The following is a 16902-nucleotide window of genomic DNA, read 5'->3' as shown; positions in this document are numbered from 1 at the left end:
CCTACAACGAACCATATAGGTTATCTTGAGTCGCACAACAGGAGCGATTCGAACATGACCATCGACGAACTGATCGAGGAGGTGATCGCCCGTGAGGGCGGTTATTCCAACCATCCCGCCGATCGCGGCGGACCGACGCGCTGGGGCATCACCCAGGCGGTGGCGCGCCAGCACGGCTTTGCCGGCGACATGCGCGTTTTCCCGCGGGACGAAGCCGTCGCAATCTACCGCCGTCTCTACTGGCTCCGCCCGCGTTTCGCCGAGGTTGCCGACCACGCGCCTGCCCTCGCGGCGGAGCTGTTCGACACCGGCATCAATATGGGACCAGCGGTCGCGGCGCGCTTTCTCCAGCGCGCGCTCAACGCCCTCAACCGCAATGAGAAGGACTATCCGGACATCGCGGTGGACGGCGTGACAGGCCCGGCCACCCTCGCCGCGCTCAAGGCCTTTCTCGGCCATCGCGGCGCATCCGGGGAGGCCGTGCTGATCAAGGCGGTCGAGGCGCTTCAGGGCGAACGCTACCTCACCCTCGCCGAGCGGCGCCCGGCGAACGAAGCCTTTCTCTATGGCTGGCTCGCAAACCGGATCGGTTCGTGATTCACGTCAATCGTGTCAACTTCGTCAACTTGCACAGGAACCCGGACATGAGCATCATCGAAAGCATCATCGGCCCGATTGCGGGCCTGATCGACAAGATCATCCCCGACCCCAAGGCCCGCGACGCTGCCAAGCTCGAGCTTCTCAAGCTCGAGGGCACCCAGGAAATGGAGTCGATCCGGACGCAACTCTCGGCGATCGTCGCCGAGGCGCAGTCGTCCGATCCCTGGACCAGCCGCGCACGGCCCAGCTTCCTCTACGTCATGTACGCGCTGCTGCTCTGGGCGATTCCGATGGGCCTGATCGGCGCGGTCCAGCCCGAAATGGCGAAGGGGATCGCGACCGGCATGAACGCCTATCTCGCGGGTATCCCCGAGCCGCTCTACGCGCTCTTCGGCACCGGCTATCTCGGCTACACCGCCGCGCGCCAATGGGGAAAGATCAAGGGCGTCGAAAGGTGACGCCGTTGACGGAATGAAGTGCGTTCAGCGGAACTACGTCAACTTTGTCGGGGAGCATGGAACCGCTCCCCGACAGCGTCCCGCTCAATTGGCCAGCGCTTCCAGCTTGCCCAGGTCGATCGCACTGACCAGCGCCTTCAACGTACCGATATCGGGCGCACCACCCTCGGCCTCGACCAGGAACCGGTCCTTCAGCAGCACGCCATAGCTGCCGCGGCCTTCCTTGTTCCATTTTTCCATCGTGTAACGGCCGTCGATCAGGCCCGATTTCTCATAGCCCTGATCGTTTTCCTGGCTGGTCTCGACCTTGAACGCGCTGGCCATCGCGGCGAACGCACCCGCCGCGGCGAGGTCCGCCACCTTCAGGCGCACGCTCTGGCCGTTCGCTTCATACTGCCCCTCGGCCTGCGATCCGCCCATGCCGCCCGCACTGGCGCTCGAGCTTTCGAGCGCGGTGCGCGTCCAGCCGCCCGCCGATGCGGGCAGCAGGGCTGCAAGCGCCTGCCGGTCGACCGGCGTCGCGGTCTTGGCGCGCTCCGCCACCGCCTCCATCTTCTTGGACGCCTCTTCCAGCTTGCTCAGGTCGACCTTGCCGACACCGGGCACGCTGACCTCGCCGCTCATTGTGGCCGAAGTGATCGCCCGCGGCGCCAACATGCTGGTCAATGTGCCCGTGACGACGCTGACCACGAAGAACAGCACGATCGCGACGACCACCGTCACGATCGTATAGCCCATCGCCTTGTCCTCGGGCGCCTTCATCAGCCGCGGCAGCCCCAGATAGAGGAGGTAGAGGCTGTAGAGACCCAGGATGCCGAGAATGCCCAGCGCCGGGATGATCTGGAAGATCCCGGCCAGATAGGCCGCGGTGCCGCTGTACGCAGCTACCTTCATCGCCTGCACCGGGTTCTTCTGCCCGCCGAAGCTGGGGGCCAGTGCGTCGATGATCTTGGAGAACAGCCAGGCACAGAGCAGCGCCAGCGCATAGCCGATCACTGCCCCGGTCACCGCCATGGTCACGCTCGGGCGGATGGTGATGCCGAACATCCCGCCATAACCGAAGACCAGTCCGCCGATCAGGCCCGCAACCGGCCCGATCGCTGCCAGCGGGACGACCCAGCCGGTCATCAGCCCGCTAACGGTCGCCGGCTCGGTATCGATCCGTTCCCATTCTTCCTTGGGTTTCAACAGGATGCTCTTGATACGCTCGATCAGATTGCTCGAAGTCTCGCCGGTCATGCCGTGGCCCTCCCTGTCCGTGCTGCCTCGCTATACACGAAAAATCGCGATTGAACCCGGAAGACGCACCCCCAATATGCGGCGCCATGAGTGACAAGATGACGTGGCACGGCACAACCATTCTTTCCGTGCGCCGCAACGGCCGGGTGATCATCGCCGGAGACGGCCAGGTGAGCCAGGGCAGCACCGTGATGAAGCCCAATGCGCGGAAGGTCCGCCCCCTCGGAGACGGCAAGGTGATCGCCGGCTTCGCGGGCGCGACTGCCGATGCCTTCACCCTGTTCGAGCGGCTCGAAGCCAAGCTCGAACGCCATCAGGGCCAGCTGATGCGCGCCGCGGTCGAGCTCGCCAAGGACTGGCGGACCGACAAGTATCTCCGCAACCTGGAAGCGATGCTGATCGTCGCCGACAAGGACACGACCCTCATCATCACCGGCAATGGCGACGTCCTCGAACCCGAAGCCGGGATTGCCGCGATCGGATCCGGCGGAAACTTCGCGCTCGCGGCTGCCCGCGCATTGGTGGAGTATGAGCAGGATGCCGAGACGATCTGCCGCAAGGCGATGCAGATCGCCGCGGACCTGTGCGTCTACACCAACGACCGGCTGACCATCGAATCGCTCGACACGGCCGCGTAAGGAAGCTCGCGATGCTCTATTCCCGTCTCGGCGACAGCGGCCTCATCGTCTCGCGCCTGTCGCTCGGCACCATGACCTTCACCCGCGGCAGCGGCCCCACCGCCATCGCCAAGAGTGACCTCAAGGACGCCGCGGCACTGGTCGAGCGTGCGCTGGAAGCCGGGATCAACTTCTTCGACACCGCCGACGTCTATTCGGACTTCGAGTCGGAGGAGATGCTGGGCAAGATCATCGCTGGCCGCCGCGACGATCTGGTGATCGCGACCAAGGCCGGCTGGCGCACCGGCCAGCCGCTCAACCGTTCCGGCCTCTCGGCCGCGCACCTTCACTGGTCGATCGATCACAGCCTCAAACGCCTCGGCACTGACCATGTCGATGTCTATATCGCCCACCGCGACGACGTGAACACACCGCTGGAAGAGACGCTGCAGGCGCTCGACGCGATCGTCCGCGCGGGCAAGGCGCGCTATCTCGGCGTCTCGAACTGGCCCGCATGGAAGGTCGCCGCGGCGATGGAACTGCAGCGCGCCAATGGCTGGGCGCCCTTCACCCATGCCCAGATGCTCTATTCGCTGATGCACCGCGATATCGAGCAGGAATTCCTGCCGATGGCGCGCCGCTACGGTCTTGGCATTACGCCGTGGAGCCCGCTCGGCGGCGGCTTCCTGACCGGCAAGTACACGCGCGACAATGCCGGCGGCGCCGACGACCGGCTCGCCAGCCATGACGGCCTACCGCTCGACCGGGAGATGGGCTATCGCCTGATCGAGGTGATGCGCGGCATCGCCGACGGCCATGGCGTCAGCATCGCGCAGATCGCGCTCGCCTGGCTGCTATCCAAGGATCAGGTGTCGAGCATCCTGCTCGGTGCGACCAAGATGCACCAGCTCGACGACAATCTCGCCGCGGTCAACGTCAAGCTCAGCGACGGCGAGATCGCCGCGATGGATGGCGTCAGTGCGCAGCGCCGCACCTATCCCGGCTTCTTCGTCGACCGGATCGATCAGCCGATCGCAGCAGCGCTCGCCGCGCGTCCCGGCACCAACTGACTTCATCTCAGCAAAGAAACGACATGAACGACAATCTGACCCCCAAAGCCATCGTCGCCGCGCTCGACGCGCACATCATCGGCCAGAAGGAAGCGAAGCGCGCGGTCGCCGTCGCGCTGCGCAACCGCTGGCGCCGCCAGAAGCTGCGCGCCGATCTGCGCGACGAGGTGACGCCCAAGAACATCCTGATGATCGGCCCGACCGGCTGCGGCAAGACCGAGATCAGCCGCCGCCTCGCCAAGCTCGCCGACGCGCCCTTCGTGAAGGTGGAAGCCACCAAGTTCACCGAGGTCGGCTATGTCGGCCGCGACGTCGAGCAGATCGCCCGCGACCTGGTCGAGGAAGCGATCCGGCTCGAGAAGGAGCGCCGCCGCACCGCGGTCAAGGACAAGGCCGAGGCCGCGGCGATGACGCGTCTGCTCGACGCCCTGACCGGCAAGGACAGCTCGCAGGCGACCCGCGAGGCGTTCCGCGAGCGGCTCAACCAGGGCCATCTCGACAATAACGAGATCGAGATCGAGGTCGAAGCGGCGGGCGGCATGCCGTTCGAGATCCCCGGCGCAGGCCCGCAGATGATCAATCTGTCCGAGATGATGAAGGGCTTTGGCGGCCCGCAGCTCAAGCGCCGCAAGATGAACGTCCACGCCGCCTGGGCCAAGCTGGTCGAGGAGGAAGCCGACAAGCGTCTCGATCAGGACGATGTCGCGCGCACCGCGCTGGCGGACGCTGAAGCCAATGGCATCGTCTTTCTCGACGAGATCGACAAGATCGCGGTCAGCGATGTGCGCGGCGGATCGGTCAGCCGCGAAGGCGTGCAGCGCGACCTGCTGCCCTTGATCGAGGGCACCACCGTCTCGACCAAATATGGGCCGATGAAGACCGACCATATCCTGTTCATCGCCTCGGGCGCGTTCCACGTTGCCAAGCCGAGCGACCTGCTGCCCGAGCTTCAGGGCCGTCTCCCCATCCGCGTCGAGCTCAAGGGCCTGACCGAGGATGATTTCGTGTCGATCCTTTCGGACACCAAGGCGTCGCTGCCCGAGCAGTATAAGGCGCTGATCGGCACCGAGGGCGTCGACATCAGCTTCACCGAAGACGGCATCCGCGCGATCGCGCGCATCGCGGCGGAGGTGAATGCAGAGATCGAGAATATCGGCGCCCGCCGTCTCCAGACGGTGATGGAAAAGCTGCTCGAGGAAGTGAGCTTCGACGCCGAGGATCGCGGCGGCGCATCGCTCACCGTCGACGCCGCCTATGTCGACGGCCAGCTCGCCAGCATCGCGCGCAACACCGACCTCAGCCGCTACGTGCTGTGACCTCGCTTGCCGCCGCCCAGCCCAGACGGCAGGGTGGCGGCATGCACAGGGGGATCATCACGCTCGCGGCGCTTCTGCTCGGCTGGACCGGCACCGCCGCCGCGCAGGATCGCCCGCCCTGCCGCGAGGTCGGCGACCTGCCGCACATCACGATCGACCCGCAGGCCGCGACCCAACTCGCGCAGATCGGCCTCGACCGTGCCGAGATCTTCCGCCGGATGCGCGAAACCTCGATCCCCGAGACGATGGGCTGCTGGGCGATGCCGGTGGGCAATTTCGACAGCCAGCTGGTCTCGGTCGGCATGTCGCAATGGAATTACGGCACGGGCAGCCTCCAGCCGGTGCTCAAGGCGTGGCGCGACAGCTTCCGCAGCCGTGGCCGCTTCAAGCGCGAACTGAAATCGCTCGCCCCAATCTATGGCAAGCTGTTCTTCTCAAAGAACTGCCTCGACACCCCGGTCCGCGACAGATGCCGCACCGCGATCCTCGCCGCGCACGGCCCGGACGGCAAGCTCAACCCGACCGCCCTCGCCGAGCTTACCCGCATCTTCGAACATGACGCGATGCTTCAGGTGCAGACCGACACCTATGTCACGCTGCTGCTCGAGGTCCGCGCCGAGCTGTTCCGCCTCTGGCCCACCGGCCCGGTCACGGCGCGGAAAGTCCGCTGGGCGATCGACACGCGGGTCCAGCAGAAGACCCTGCCCAATGACGAGGACGCCGCGCGCCTGCGCCGCAAGCTCGCTGCCCTCCCCGACACCGAACGCCCGGCACGGCTCAAGGCAATGCTCGCCTGGTACAAGGGGCTCAGCGAAGCGGTCGATCAGGACGGCGTGTCGCGCGACTATCAATGGAACGTCGATCAATGGACCTGCCTGATCGACACCGGCCGGGTCGACGACGAACAGTTCGAGCTGCTCCACCTCACTTACCTGCGCAGCCGCACCGCCACCGGCAATTCGGGCCGGTGGCAGGCACTGACCTTCTCCCGCCGCGCCAAGATCATTCTCGACACCGGCAGCGTCAGCGGGGTGCGTGACGGCGGCTGCGCTTCCTGAGAAAGCCCCTCCCCTTCAGGGGAGGGGTTGGGGTGGGGCCGGCATGGCTGGCGTACCGTGCGACTTCCGCTAAAGGGTCCCGCAAAACAGACATGCAGGGACATGCACATGACCGTCACGATCAAGGCCGCCGATCTGATCGACAGCGTCGCCGACGCGCTTCAGTTCATCAGCTACTATCACCCGATGGACTATATCCGCGCGCTGGGCACCGCCTATGAGGCGGAACAGTCGCCCGCCGCCAAGGACGCGATCGCGCAGATCCTGACCAACAGCCGCATGTGCGCCGAGGGGCATCGCCCGATCTGCCAGGACACCGGCATCGTCAACGTGTTCGTCAAATGGGGCATGGACTGCCGCCTCGACGACACCTCGCGCAGTCTGCAGGAAGTGATCGACGAGGGCGTGCGCCGCGCCTACCTCAACCCCGAGAACAAGCTGCGCGCCTCGGTCCTCGCCGATCCCGCCTTCACCCGCCGCAACACCCGCGACAACACGCCCTGCGTGCTGCATGTCGAGATGGTCGCGGGCGACCATGTCCATATCGATGTCGCGGCCAAGGGCGGCGGCAGCGAGAACAAGTCCAAGTTCAAAATGATGAACCCCAGCGATTCGATCGTCGACTGGGTGATCGAGATGCTGCCCCAGATGGGTGCCGGCTGGTGCCCGCCGGGGATGCTCGGCATCGGCATCGGCGGCACCGCCGAACATTGCGTGCTCCTCGCCAAGAAGGCGCTGATGGAGCAGATCGACATGGCGACGCTGAAAGAGCGTGGCCCCCAGAACGATCTGGAAGCGCTGCGCATCGAGATCTTCGACAAGGTCAATGCGCTCGGCATCGGCGCGCAGGGTCTTGGCGGCCTCGCCACCATCCTCGACGTCAAGATCATGGACGCGCCGTGCCACGCCGCGGGCAAGCCGGTGGCAATGATCCCCAATTGCGCCGCTACCCGCCACGCGCATTTCAGCCTCGACGGCTCCGGCCCGGCCTATCTCGAGGCGCCCAAGCTCGACGAATGGCCCGACGTCAACTGGACGCCGGACAAGGCCGCGATCCGCGTCGACCTCGACGCGCTCACCCCCGAAGTGGTGCAGAGCTGGAAGCAGGGCGACCGCCTGCTGCTCAACGGCAAGATGCTCACCGGCCGCGACGCCGCGCACAAGCGCATCGCCGACATGCTGGCGAAGGGCGAAGAGCTGCCCGTCGAGTTCAAAGGCCGCGTCATCTATTATGTCGGCCCGGTCGATCCGGTGGGCGAGGAAGTCGTCGGCCCGGCCGGCCCCACCACCGCGACGCGCATGGACAAGTTCATGCGCATGATGCTCGACCAGGGCCTGCTCGCCTGTGTCGGCAAGGCCGAGCGCGGCCCGGCGGCGACCGAGGCGATCCGCGACGCGAAGAGCGCCTACCTGATGGCGGTCGGCGGCGCCGCCTATCTGGTGGCGCGCGCAATCAAGGGCAGCAAGGTGGTCGGCTTCGAGGATCTCGGCATGGAAGCGATCTACGAGTTCGAGGTGCAGGACTTCCCCGTCACCGTCGCGGTCGATGCCGAAGGCAACAACGTCCACCAGCTCGCTCCGCTGGTCTGGAAGGAAAAGATCGCCAAGGAAAGGCTGCTCGAAGGCGCCTAGGCCGCGAAGGCGGCCTTGACCATCTCGCGGTAGAGCCGGACCTGCCTGCCCAGCAGTGCCGGCTCTCCGAGCGCGCGGGCAAGGATGATCGCCCCTTCGACCATCACGGTGAACCCGTCGGCCAGCGCCTCGCGGTCGATCGGACGCGGTGGCGGGCGGCTCGCCTCGGCCTCCTCAAGCCAGGCAGTGAACCGCCCGCGCCATTCCAGCACCGCGTCGGCGTTCATCCGCCGTACTTCGGCATCGAACATCTGGTCCTGATAGGTGATCGCCGCGACCAGGCAGCCGGGATGCTGGTCGGGCATCGCGTCGAGCATCTCGGCATAGAGATTGAGGAAGATCAGCAGGCTGTGCAGCGGATCGTCGCTCAGCGCCCGCGCCCGCGCGCTCATCGCGTCCATGATCTCGCGATCCTCGGCGACGAACCGGTCGAGCAGCGTGCGGGCAAGCTCGTTCTTGTCCCGGAAATGGTAGAAGAAGCCGCTCTTGGTGATCTGCGCTGCCTCGACCAGTTCCTCGATCGACGTGCTGGCAAACCCCTTCCGCACGATCGAGTCATAGGCGATGTCGAGCAGCCGCTCGCGCGTCCTCGCGCCTTTCCCCGCCGCGTCGGGCTTCGCCGACTGTACCGCCGGTACGGTTTTCTTCGTCACTGCGTCTGCCATGACTTCCCTTCCGGCGCTCAACCTCAACAAAATACAGGTAAAAAAGCGACTCGCCAAAACAGACCGCGATCCGGCTATAGTGGAGCGAACTAGAACCGTAGCAATATACCGCACAGGGGCCAGGAGCGGATATGATCGGCATCTATCACTATATCGCGTTCGGGATGTTCATCGCCTTTTGCGTGCTGGACGGGCTGGCGCGTGCCCGCGCGTTTCCGAAGGTGACACGGTGGAAGATCAAGGGCGCGGCCTTTACCGCACTCTATTTCGCCATCGCGACCTATGCCCCGCTGATGTGGGACGAATTCCTCGGCCAGTATCAGCTCTTCAACGCATCGGCGCTGCCCTGGTGGGCACAGGTCGCGATCGGCTTCTTCGTGATCGAGGCGCTGATCTATGCCTGGCATCGCACGATGCATAACGTCCAGCCGCTGTGGCGCTGGTTCCACCAGATGCACCACAGCGCCGAACGCGTGGACATCTGGGGCGCCTTCTATTTCCACCCCTTCGACATGATCGGCTGGGCGCTGCTGGGCAGCTTCGCGCTGGTGCTCGGCGTCGGGCTGACGCCGGAAGCGGCGATCGCGGTCGCGGTCCTGTCGACCTTCTGCACCATGTTCCAGCACACGAATATCAAGACGCCGCAATGGCTGGGCTATCTCGTCACCCGGCCGGAAAGCCATTCGGTGCATCATGAGCGCGGGCACCACGCCCACAATTATGGCGACATCCCGATCTTCGACATCCTGCTCGGTACCTTCCGCAATCCGAAGAGCTGGCAGGGCGAGGCCGGCTTCTTCGACGGCAGCTCGAAGCAGGTCGGCGCGATGCTGATCGGGCGCGAAATCGCCTGACTTGCATTCGCCCCGTCCTTCACGGATGGGGCGAACCGCATGATCACCTCCCCCATCTGGCTTCCCGCGACGCTGGTCGCGGCGGTGTTCCAGCCGTGGCGCACCGCGGTGCAGCGGCGGGTGAGCAAGGATCTGTCGATCAATGCCGCGGGGCTGGTCCGCTACCTCTACGGCCTGCCCTTCGCACTCGCGATGATGGCCGCCTACCAGTTCGTCCTGTTCCCCGCCGCCTTCCCGGGGCTCGGTCCATGGTTCCTGGTCTATTGCCTCGCCGGCGGCCTCGCCCAGATCGTCGCGACGAACCTGTTGCTGATGGCGTTCGACCATCGCAACTTCGTCGTCGGCACCGCCTATTCGAAGACCGAGGCGGTTCAGGGCGCGCTGCTGTCGATCGCGCTGCTCGGCGAGCGGCTCAACCTGTTGAGCTGGATCGGCATCGCATTGGGCGTCGCCGGGGTGATGATCCTCTCGGCGGACAACAAACGCATGAGCCCGGGCGAACTGATCCGCGCGCTCGGCCAGCCTGGCGCGCGCTACGGCATCGCCTCGGGCTTCTTCTTCGCGCTCACCGCCATCGCGATCCGCAGCGCCACGGTTCAGGTCGAGACCGGTGACCCTATCCGCGCCGCGCTGATCGTGCTCGCGGTCACCGTCGCGCTCCAGACGCTGATGCAGGGCGGGTTGCTCGTCCTGCGTGAGCGCGATCAGGTCGCCGCCGTGTTCCGCACCTGGCGCGTCTCGGGTCAGGTCGGGCTGCTCTCCGCGCTCGGCTCGGCCTGCTGGTTCACCGGCTTCGCCACCGCGCCGGTCGCCCTCGTCCGCGTGGTCGGCCAGATCGAGGTCGCCTTCACCATGGCGTTCGGCCATTTCTACCTCGGCGAGCGCGTGTCGCGCGGCGAGATCGCCGGCCTCATCCTCGTCACCGCCGGCGTCGTCGCCGCGCTGGCCGGCAATCTGTGACCTTGAGTTAGGGCGCCGCAATCCGCATCTTGGCGGCGATGCCCTTCGTCCGCCCGGTCCTGCGCTGGACCTCAATCCTCCTGCTCTGGACCGTGGTCGCCGCCTGCCTCGCGGTGACGATCGTCCCGCGCTACCTCGACCGCATCTACTATCACGGCCCCGACAGCGGCCATTATGACGGCGAGCGCTTCTTCAACCCCGATGGCGAGGATACGGTGCGCGTCCCCGGCAACCGCCGCGGCGGACGCGCCGGATTCCTGTGGCGTCAGGCGACCGGCGCCGACGGCCGCCCCGCATGGCCCGATCGCATCGCGGTCCACAAGGACACCCCGCCTGCCCGCGTCGATGGGGGTGCAATGCGGGCGACCTGGGTCGGCCATGCCACCGTGCTGGTGCAGGCCAATGGCCTCAACATCCTGACCGATCCGGTGTGGAGCGAGGTCGCCGGTCCCTTCGGCCTTGCCGGTCCGCGCCGCACCACGCCGCCGGGGATCGACCTCGACGCGCTCCCGAAGATCCACCTCATCGTCGTCAGCCACAATCACTACGACCATCTCGACCTGCCCACGCTCAAGAAGCTGGCGGCGCGCGACGAGCCGCTGATCGTCACCAGCCTTGGCAACGATACCATCCTGCGCTCGGCCGGAGTCACGGCACATGGGCTCGACTGGGGCGAGCGCGTCACGCTGCGTCCCGGCGTCGATGTGATCGTCAACCGCAACCATCACTGGGGCAGCCGCTGGTTCACCGATCGCAACCGCGCGCTCTGGTCCAGCTTCGTCGTGACGCTGCCCGGCGGAAACCTGTTCTTCGCGGGCGATACCGGCGCGGGCGATTACAAATGGGCCGATCAGGCCGCGTCCTATGGCCCGATCCGCCTCGCGATCATGCCGATTGGCGCCTTCCGCTTTCAGGAGGGCGAGATGCGTACCGGCAGCCATATCGGCCCGGGCGAAGCGATCAAATTGTGGAACCGCATGGGTCGCCCGGTGACACTCCCGGCGCACTGGGGCACCTTCCGCCTGTCATGGGAAGGCTATTGGACCCCGCCGCGCATGCTCCGCGCGATTCAGGCGTGTGCGGGCGAGACATCGGGCCGCTTCGCGCCGCAGTCGATCGGCCGCCCTTGGGATATCCCAGCGCTCGGAACCTCGCCGCCACCGGTGGATGACGCCCGCGTCGACGCCTGCATGAAGGACCCCGCCGTCACCGCATTGCGCTGACGACGGGGCGCTTGGGTCAGTTGACGAAGCTGGTCGTGGTCACGCGGCTCAGCACCGCGACCTTGCCGGCCGGCAGCGTGAAGTCGCCCTCATCCTTGACCGTCGCCTTGAGAATGTAGCGCCCCTTCTCAAGCAGCGCGGGCAGCGCGACCTCGCCCTTGTCGTCGGTCTTGAGCGCCAGCTGCCAGCGGCCCGGCGACACCAGCGACACGTCCTCCTTCGCCAGCGGCTTGCCGTCGCGGGTCAGGACGAAGCGGTTGCCGTTCGCGCTCACCGGCGCCAGTTCCAGCGGCATCACCGCCTTCGCCTCGCTGCGGCCCGAGCGCGCATAATAGATCACGCCGGCCTTCTTGCCGTCCTCGTCCCACGGCTTGAATACATCGTCGTCCCAGGCGCGCACATCGCCCGCGGGCAGCGCGACCTCGATATAGCCCGGACCGCGCGTCTGCGTGCCGTTGGCGCCGATCAACTTGGGCGCCTTGAGCGACGGAAAGGCGGGATCGCCGCCCGCCGGGAGCGGCAGTTCGGGCTCGCCCAGCCAGATCTGCGCCGCGCCGTTCGCGCCGCGCTCGATCCACACCTCATGCGCCTGTGCGATACTCGCGGTCCCAAGCGCCAGCGCGGCGATCAGCAGCTTCTTCATCGTCTTTCCTCCCGGTTCATTTGCGGCCCGCAGGCGCGGGGATCAGGTTGAGTGCAAGGAACACCAGTCCCGCACCCAGCATCAACAGGGCTACCCAAAGGATCGGCCCGAATACCCATCCCTGCGCGCCGATCGCGAAGGGAAAGGCGGCGGCGACCGAGGCCCACGCGCCACCGCGCATCCGCAGCACGGTCACCGCATCGGGCCGCGCGCCCAGCCGCTTGCGATGATGCTCGTCGGTCGATAGCCCGAACAGCACGAAGGCCAGCGTGGCGAGGATGAAGGCGAGCGCGGTCATTCGGCCGGCTCCAGCTGGGCAGTTTCAACCGGCTGAACCGGCGCGGCCCGGCGCCTCACCCGCGGCGCCGCCGGCTTGTGCCGCGCCACTCGCCGCGCGAGCGCAAGGAAAGCGGCACCGAACACGAGCAGCGCGATGTCGATCCCGGCCAGCATCATGTCCCCGCTCCACAGGCTGGCGATCAGCCCGCGCTGCGTCCCGAAGAGGTTATAGACGGGCAGCGCCGCCAGCAGTGCGCCGGTCAGCCCGAGCAGCGCCACCCAGTTATGCTGCGGCTTGCGCACGATCGACAGGATCAGCGCCGCGCCCCAGGCAAGGAACAGGCAATGCACCTCCCACGCCGCGCGTCCGGCCATCTCGACCGGCAGCAGCCGGTTGGCCCAGAACATCACCGCGACGCCGAGCGGGAAGCCGCCGATCGCAGCGACGTTCAATCGCTCGACCAGCTTGAACCCGAAATGCGGCCGCGCCGGATCGGGCAGCTTCTCGCGCCGCTTCACAGTCCACAACACCATCCCGCTCGCCACCATCACCGATCCGGCGACCCCGCACAGGAAATAGAGGAAGCGCAGCCAGTCGCTCGAATAGCGCCCCGCGTGCAGCCCGATCATGCTGCCCGCGGTCACCACCGCCGCGCCGGTCTCGGGCGAGCGGCGCAGCGCCTTCCCGGTCACGCCGTCATAGGTGATCTGCGGGGTGCGTATCGACAGCATCGACGATCCCGAGCGGATCACGGTCACCCGCGCCGCCGCATCGCCCGGCTCGACCACCTCGACATAGCCCGCCTTGCCGCCCAGCTGCGTCTCGGCATCGCGAACGATCGCCGTCAGGTCGACCAAAGGCGCCGGCCGCCCGGTGTGCTCGACGGGAGGCCCCTCGGGATAGAGCGCCTCGAAGAACGCCCCTTCCTTGGGGAAGGTCACCGCCGTCGCCCAGGGCAACAGCATCACCGCCAACGTGACCAGCCCGGTATAGGTGATCATCAGGTGGAAAGGCAGCGCCAGCACCGCGGTGGCGTTGTGCCCGTCGAGCCACGAGCGCTGGCCCTTGCCCCGGCGCAAGGTGAAGAAGTCGCGGAAGATCTTCTTGTGCGTGACGATGCCCGACAGGATCGCGACCAGCATCAGCAGCGCGGCGACGCTCACCAGCCAGCGCGCGTAGATCACCGGCATGTAATAGAGGTCGAAATGGAAGCGGTAGAAGAACTCGCCGCCCCGCGTCTCGCGCACTTTGGCCGGTTCGCCATCGGCACCGATCGTCACCTGATTGTCGCTGCGGCGCCGGCGACGCGTCTCGCCTTCCTTGGGCTGCGGCACCCAGAAGGCGGTCGCACCATGCGCCGTCGCGCCGGGCATGGTGATGAACCAGCTCTTGGCGTCCGGGGCCTTGTCCTCAAGGAAGCGCTGCGCCCCGGCGAGCACCTTTTCCGGCTGCTCGACCCTGGCCAGTTCGGGCCGCATCCAGCGGTTCAGCCCTTCGCGATAATAGGCGATCGTGCCAGCGGCGAACACCGCGAACAGCACCCAGCCGAGCAGCAGCCCCGACCAAGTGTGCAGGAACGCCTGCGACTGGCGAAAGCCCTTATCGCCCAAATCACTCATGCCACGCCTCCCCCGCGCGTCATTATCCAGGTGAGTGCCGCGGCCACGCCGCCCGCCACCGCCAGGACCCACAGGGCCTTCCAGCCGCTCTTCGCCGCGAACGCCCACATCGCCGCCACCGCGCAGATCGCGAAGGCGACCAGCATCCCCACCGTCGTCGCCTGTTCCGGGCGCATCGGCAGCGTCACCGACAGCGCGATCGCCCACAACGTCGCCACCGCATAGCCGACCGGCAACGCGGCGAGGATGCGCAGGACCATGTCCCCGCGCTTCCGCCACGGCGAACCCGCCGCCGCATTGCCGCGCCCGCTCATGGGTAGCTTACCCGCAACGTCGCGAACACGGTGCGCGGGCTGCCATAGTAATTGCCGCGTCCGGTGGACGAGATGCGCGCATAGTAAGTGCGATCCAGCAGGTTGTTGACGTTGACCGAAAGCGAGATCTGGTCGTTGACCTTATACCCCGCGCGCAGATCGACCACCGCATAGCTGCCCTGACGCACGATGGTCGAGAGGGTCGTCACAGTCCCCGCCGCATTGCGCACCGCCGGGTTGCCGCCCCAGGTCTCGCTGAACCAGGTCACCCCGCCGCCGATGCTCGCGCCCTGCAGCAGGCCGCCGGGAGCGGTATAGTTGGTGAACAGCTTGACCATATGCTCGGGGATGATCGGCACCAGCGGCAGCCCCTCGAACGAGGCGTTGGCGTCCTCCAGATATTTGCTCTTGGTGTAGCTGTAGCCGCCATTGACCCGCCAGCCGGGCAGCACCTCGCCCGCCACTTCGGCCTCGATACCGCGCGCGCGGACCTTGCCGATCTGGAGCACGACGGTGGGATCGTCCGGGTCGTTGAACAGGCGGCCGGTCTGCTCGATCTGGTAGCCGGCGAGCGAGAGCAGCAGCCTGTCTCCGGCCAGCGACAGCTTGGTCCCCGCCTCGAACTGCTTGCCGGTCATCGGGCTGACCGGCTGGCCGTCCGGGCGGCGGCGGCCGGCAGGCGCCGTTTGCGGCGTGAAGCTGTCGGCATAGCTGACATAGAAATTGAGATTGTCCGTCGCGTCCCAGACGATGCCCGCATAGGGCGTGAAGCGGCCCTCGATCGACTGCGGGATCTCCCGTCCCGGCGTCGGCAGCAGGGCCTGGGTGGTGGTCTCCCACCAGGTGAAGCGGCCACCACCGACCAGAGTCAGACCCTCGAGCGGTGACAGACGCAACTGGCCGTAGATGCCGTACTGCTCGGTCCTGGTGTTGCTCGCCCCCCATGCCTGGATCACGCAATTGACGGGCGCAGGCGTTACCGGCGTGCTGACATTGGGGCAGGTCGCGCCCGTCCCCTGCACCGGATAATAGACCGACGGGCCATAGGGGTTGAGCGGCGGCTCGATCGGCGAGCGCGGATTGAACACATCGATCTTCGCGTAGTTCGACAGGCGGGTGTAGTAGCTGTCATAGTCCACCGCCTGATAATCGGCGCCAACAATCAGCGTCTGGTCGCGCCCGAACAGCGGGAAGGTGCCGACCCCGTTGAAGTCGAACGCCTTGGTCGTGGCGAAGCTGTCGCCGCGATAGGCGATGTGGTTGGTCACACCGTTGTTGGGCGCACCGGTCAGCGGCGGATTGGCGGTGGTGGTGACCGCCTGATTGCCGATGTACGAATAGACATCGATCCGCTCGACATCGGTGTAGAGGCCGCTCGCACGCAGCGTCCAGCGGTCGCTGATCCGGTGCGACAGTTCGGCCCAGGCGGTCCAGGTCTCCGACCGGAAGCGATTCCAGTCGGCGCCCAGATAGGTCGAGCGATCGACGCTGAGCAGCCGCCCCTCGCTCCCGTCGGCCTTGCCCAGATAGCCGGGCAAGCCCGACTGGATCGCCGGCTTGAACCGGTCATAGCTGCCGCCGAAGGTCAGCGTGGTGTCGGGGCCGATCTCGACCTTGGCGGTCGCGAACCCGGCGACGCGGTTGCGATGCCCGACATCGAAGAACTGGTCCTGGTCCTGCACCATCGCGCCCACGCGCAGTGCGACCCCGCCGGAAAGCGGCGCAGAGATATCGAACTCGCCGCGGACATTCTGGTAGCTGCCATAGCCGATCGACGCCTTGGCCTTGAACGCGTCGAACGGGCGCTTGCGGACCAGGTTGATGCTGCCCGCCGGATTGCCCGCGCCGCTGAACAGCCCCGCGGGGCCCCGCAGCACCTCGATCCGGTCATAGAAGAACAGGTCGGGCACCACCGCTGGAAAAGCGAACGCCATCGTCGCGACGCCGTCGACCAGATAATTGTTGATCGTGAAGCCGCGCGACATGAACGACGGGTCTTCGCTGCCGACACCGGTCACGGTGATGCCTGGGGTGGCGGTGATCGCATCCTCCAGCGTGAACAGATTCTGCGCCTCGATCTGGAGGCCGTCGATCACGGTGATGGTGTTGGGCACGTCCTTGAGCGGGGTGACGGTCTTGCCAACCTCCTGGCCATAGCTCTTGCCGAGGATCACGACATCGTCGTCATTGCTGGCGGCGGGCCCGCCTTCGGCGCCCGCAGCGTCCTTCGCGTGCGCCGCCGCGGGAATCCACAGACCCGCAGCTGCGGCACTCACCAGCAACGCCCCGAACTTACGCATGATTCACAACCCCTTGAATGATTCGGGGGCGCGATAGCCGCTACGTTGTTGCGA

The 16902-nt window shown here is 66.5% G+C and carries 17 protein-coding genes; 10 read left to right on the top strand and 7 right to left on the bottom strand.

What is annotated here, in order from left to right; translation table 11 throughout:
* Positions 1-54 precede the first annotated feature (54 nt).
* Positions 55-597 (top strand): glycoside hydrolase family 108 protein, encoded by a 543-nt coding sequence (locus tag AC07TU_RS06050; RefSeq protein ID WP_495187023.1) that lies wholly within the window; start codon positions 55-57, stop codon positions 595-597.
* A gap of 47 nt (positions 598-644) precedes the next feature.
* Positions 645-1058 carry a holin family protein gene (locus AC07TU_RS06045; protein WP_495187022.1) on the top strand — a complete coding sequence of 138 codons (414 nt, stop codon included), beginning with the start codon at positions 645-647 and terminating at the stop codon, positions 1056-1058.
* 84 nt (positions 1059-1142) lie between these two features.
* Here AC07TU_RS06045 and AC07TU_RS06040 read toward each other — a convergent pair whose 3' ends face one another.
* Positions 1143-2297, bottom strand: a complete 1155-nt coding sequence (locus tag AC07TU_RS06040; RefSeq protein ID WP_495187021.1) for a Yip1 family protein — start codon at positions 2295-2297, stop codon at positions 1143-1145.
* A gap of 86 nt (positions 2298-2383) precedes the next feature.
* Between AC07TU_RS06040 and hslV the strand changes: the two genes are divergently transcribed.
* The 5 genes from hslV (at position 2384) to AC07TU_RS06015 (ending at position 7990) form a co-directional block, all read left to right on the top strand.
* On the top strand, positions 2384-2935 hold the full coding sequence (gene hslV / locus AC07TU_RS06035) for an ATP-dependent protease subunit HslV (protein WP_495187020.1): 552 nt from the start codon (positions 2384-2386) through the stop codon (positions 2933-2935).
* A gap of 11 nt (positions 2936-2946) precedes the next feature.
* The gene (locus AC07TU_RS06030) at positions 2947-3984 is read left to right on the top strand and encodes an aldo/keto reductase (protein WP_495187019.1); all 1038 of its coding nucleotides are present in this window, start codon (positions 2947-2949) and stop codon (positions 3982-3984) included.
* 23 nt (positions 3985-4007) lie between these two features.
* The gene (gene hslU, locus AC07TU_RS06025; RefSeq protein WP_495187018.1) at positions 4008-5300 is read left to right on the top strand and encodes an ATP-dependent protease ATPase subunit HslU; all 1293 of its coding nucleotides are present in this window, start codon (positions 4008-4010) and stop codon (positions 5298-5300) included.
* 41 nt (positions 5301-5341) lie between these two features.
* A complete protein-coding gene (locus AC07TU_RS06020) occupies positions 5342-6358 on the top strand; it encodes a hypothetical protein (RefSeq protein WP_495187017.1) in 1017 nt (338 codons plus the stop codon).
* 108 nt (positions 6359-6466) lie between these two features.
* Positions 6467-7990: a fumarate hydratase gene (locus tag AC07TU_RS06015; RefSeq protein ID WP_495187016.1), complete on the top strand. Its 1524-nt coding sequence runs from the start codon at positions 6467-6469 to the stop codon at positions 7988-7990.
* On the opposite strand, the gene AC07TU_RS06010 is transcribed toward AC07TU_RS06015, so the two are convergent.
* Positions 7987-8655: a TetR/AcrR family transcriptional regulator gene (locus AC07TU_RS06010; protein WP_495187015.1), complete on the bottom strand. Its 669-nt coding sequence runs from the start codon at positions 8653-8655 to the stop codon at positions 7987-7989. The two genes, AC07TU_RS06015 and AC07TU_RS06010, sit on opposite strands and share 4 nt — an antisense overlap.
* A gap of 131 nt (positions 8656-8786) precedes the next feature.
* On the opposite strand from AC07TU_RS06010, the gene AC07TU_RS06005 reads away from it, so the two are divergent.
* From AC07TU_RS06005 to AC07TU_RS05995, 3 genes are read left to right on the top strand one after another with little or no spacing between them, the layout of a single operon-like run.
* The gene (locus AC07TU_RS06005) at positions 8787-9509 is read left to right on the top strand and encodes a sterol desaturase family protein (RefSeq protein WP_495187014.1); all 723 of its coding nucleotides are present in this window, start codon (positions 8787-8789) and stop codon (positions 9507-9509) included.
* Between the two features lie 39 nt (positions 9510-9548).
* Positions 9549-10469, top strand: coding sequence for a DMT family transporter (locus tag AC07TU_RS06000; RefSeq protein WP_495187013.1), 921 nt, complete (start codon positions 9549-9551; stop codon positions 10467-10469).
* Positions 10470-10507: 38 nt separating this feature from the next.
* On the top strand, positions 10508-11692 hold the full coding sequence (locus tag AC07TU_RS05995; RefSeq protein WP_495187012.1) for an MBL fold metallo-hydrolase: 1185 nt from the start codon (positions 10508-10510) through the stop codon (positions 11690-11692).
* Between the two features lie 16 nt (positions 11693-11708).
* On the opposite strand, the gene AC07TU_RS05990 is transcribed toward AC07TU_RS05995, so the two are convergent.
* From AC07TU_RS05990 to AC07TU_RS05970, 5 genes are read right to left on the bottom strand one after another with little or no spacing between them, the layout of a single operon-like run.
* On the bottom strand, positions 11709-12335 hold the full coding sequence (locus tag AC07TU_RS05990; RefSeq protein ID WP_495187011.1) for a DUF4198 domain-containing protein: 627 nt from the start codon (positions 12333-12335) through the stop codon (positions 11709-11711).
* A gap of 16 nt (positions 12336-12351) precedes the next feature.
* The gene (locus tag AC07TU_RS05985; RefSeq protein ID WP_495187010.1) at positions 12352-12633 is read right to left on the bottom strand and encodes a DUF3325 domain-containing protein; all 282 of its coding nucleotides are present in this window, start codon (positions 12631-12633) and stop codon (positions 12352-12354) included.
* Positions 12630-14234 carry a PepSY-associated TM helix domain-containing protein gene (locus AC07TU_RS05980; protein WP_495187009.1) on the bottom strand — a complete coding sequence of 535 codons (1605 nt, stop codon included), beginning with the start codon at positions 14232-14234 and terminating at the stop codon, positions 12630-12632. Before AC07TU_RS05980 ends, AC07TU_RS05985 begins: the two co-directional genes overlap by 4 nt.
* Complete coding sequence (locus AC07TU_RS05975) at positions 14231-14494, bottom strand: hypothetical protein (RefSeq protein ID WP_495187008.1); 264 nt, start codon at positions 14492-14494, stop codon at positions 14231-14233. Before AC07TU_RS05975 ends, AC07TU_RS05980 begins: the two co-directional genes overlap by 4 nt.
* A gap of 50 nt (positions 14495-14544) precedes the next feature.
* Positions 14545-16848, bottom strand: coding sequence for a TonB-dependent siderophore receptor (locus tag AC07TU_RS05970; protein WP_495187007.1), 2304 nt, complete (start codon positions 16846-16848; stop codon positions 14545-14547).
* Positions 16849-16902: the final 54 nt, after the last annotated feature.

The sequence above is a fragment of the Sphingomonas sp. GW821-FHT03E12 genome, assembly GCF_059420685.1.
Note: the sequence above shows the minus strand (reverse complement) of the source record. Positions and strands in the feature narration are given on the sequence as shown.

Excerpts from the sequence above, each read along its gene's own strand:
- AC07TU_RS06050 (WP_495187023.1), top strand. The coding sequence starts at position 55 with ATGACCATCGACGAACTGATCGAGGAGGTGATCGCCCGTGAGGGCGGT.
- AC07TU_RS06045 (WP_495187022.1), top strand. The coding sequence starts at position 645 with ATGAGCATCATCGAAAGCATCATCGGCCCGATTGCGGGCCTGATCGAC.
- AC07TU_RS06040 (WP_495187021.1), bottom strand. The coding sequence starts at position 2,297 with ATGACCGGCGAGACTTCGAGCAATCTGATCGAGCGTATCAAGAGCATC.
- hslV (WP_495187020.1), top strand. The coding sequence starts at position 2,384 with ATGAGTGACAAGATGACGTGGCACGGCACAACCATTCTTTCCGTGCGC.
- AC07TU_RS06030 (WP_495187019.1), top strand. The coding sequence starts at position 2,947 with ATGCTCTATTCCCGTCTCGGCGACAGCGGCCTCATCGTCTCGCGCCTG.
- hslU (WP_495187018.1), top strand. The coding sequence starts at position 4,008 with ATGAACGACAATCTGACCCCCAAAGCCATCGTCGCCGCGCTCGACGCG.
- AC07TU_RS06020 (WP_495187017.1), top strand. The coding sequence starts at position 5,342 with ATGCACAGGGGGATCATCACGCTCGCGGCGCTTCTGCTCGGCTGGACC.
- AC07TU_RS06015 (WP_495187016.1), top strand. The coding sequence starts at position 6,467 with ATGACCGTCACGATCAAGGCCGCCGATCTGATCGACAGCGTCGCCGAC.
- AC07TU_RS06010 (WP_495187015.1), bottom strand. The coding sequence starts at position 8,655 with ATGGCAGACGCAGTGACGAAGAAAACCGTACCGGCGGTACAGTCGGCG.
- AC07TU_RS06005 (WP_495187014.1), top strand. The coding sequence starts at position 8,787 with ATGATCGGCATCTATCACTATATCGCGTTCGGGATGTTCATCGCCTTT.
- AC07TU_RS06000 (WP_495187013.1), top strand. The coding sequence starts at position 9,549 with ATGATCACCTCCCCCATCTGGCTTCCCGCGACGCTGGTCGCGGCGGTG.
- AC07TU_RS05995 (WP_495187012.1), top strand. The coding sequence starts at position 10,508 with ATGCCCTTCGTCCGCCCGGTCCTGCGCTGGACCTCAATCCTCCTGCTC.
- AC07TU_RS05990 (WP_495187011.1), bottom strand. The coding sequence starts at position 12,335 with ATGAAGAAGCTGCTGATCGCCGCGCTGGCGCTTGGGACCGCGAGTATC.
- AC07TU_RS05985 (WP_495187010.1), bottom strand. The coding sequence starts at position 12,633 with ATGACCGCGCTCGCCTTCATCCTCGCCACGCTGGCCTTCGTGCTGTTC.
- AC07TU_RS05980 (WP_495187009.1), bottom strand. The coding sequence starts at position 14,234 with ATGAGTGATTTGGGCGATAAGGGCTTTCGCCAGTCGCAGGCGTTCCTG.
- AC07TU_RS05975 (WP_495187008.1), bottom strand. The coding sequence starts at position 14,494 with ATGGTCCTGCGCATCCTCGCCGCGTTGCCGGTCGGCTATGCGGTGGCG.
- AC07TU_RS05970 (WP_495187007.1), bottom strand. The coding sequence starts at position 16,848 with ATGCGTAAGTTCGGGGCGTTGCTGGTGAGTGCCGCAGCTGCGGGTCTG.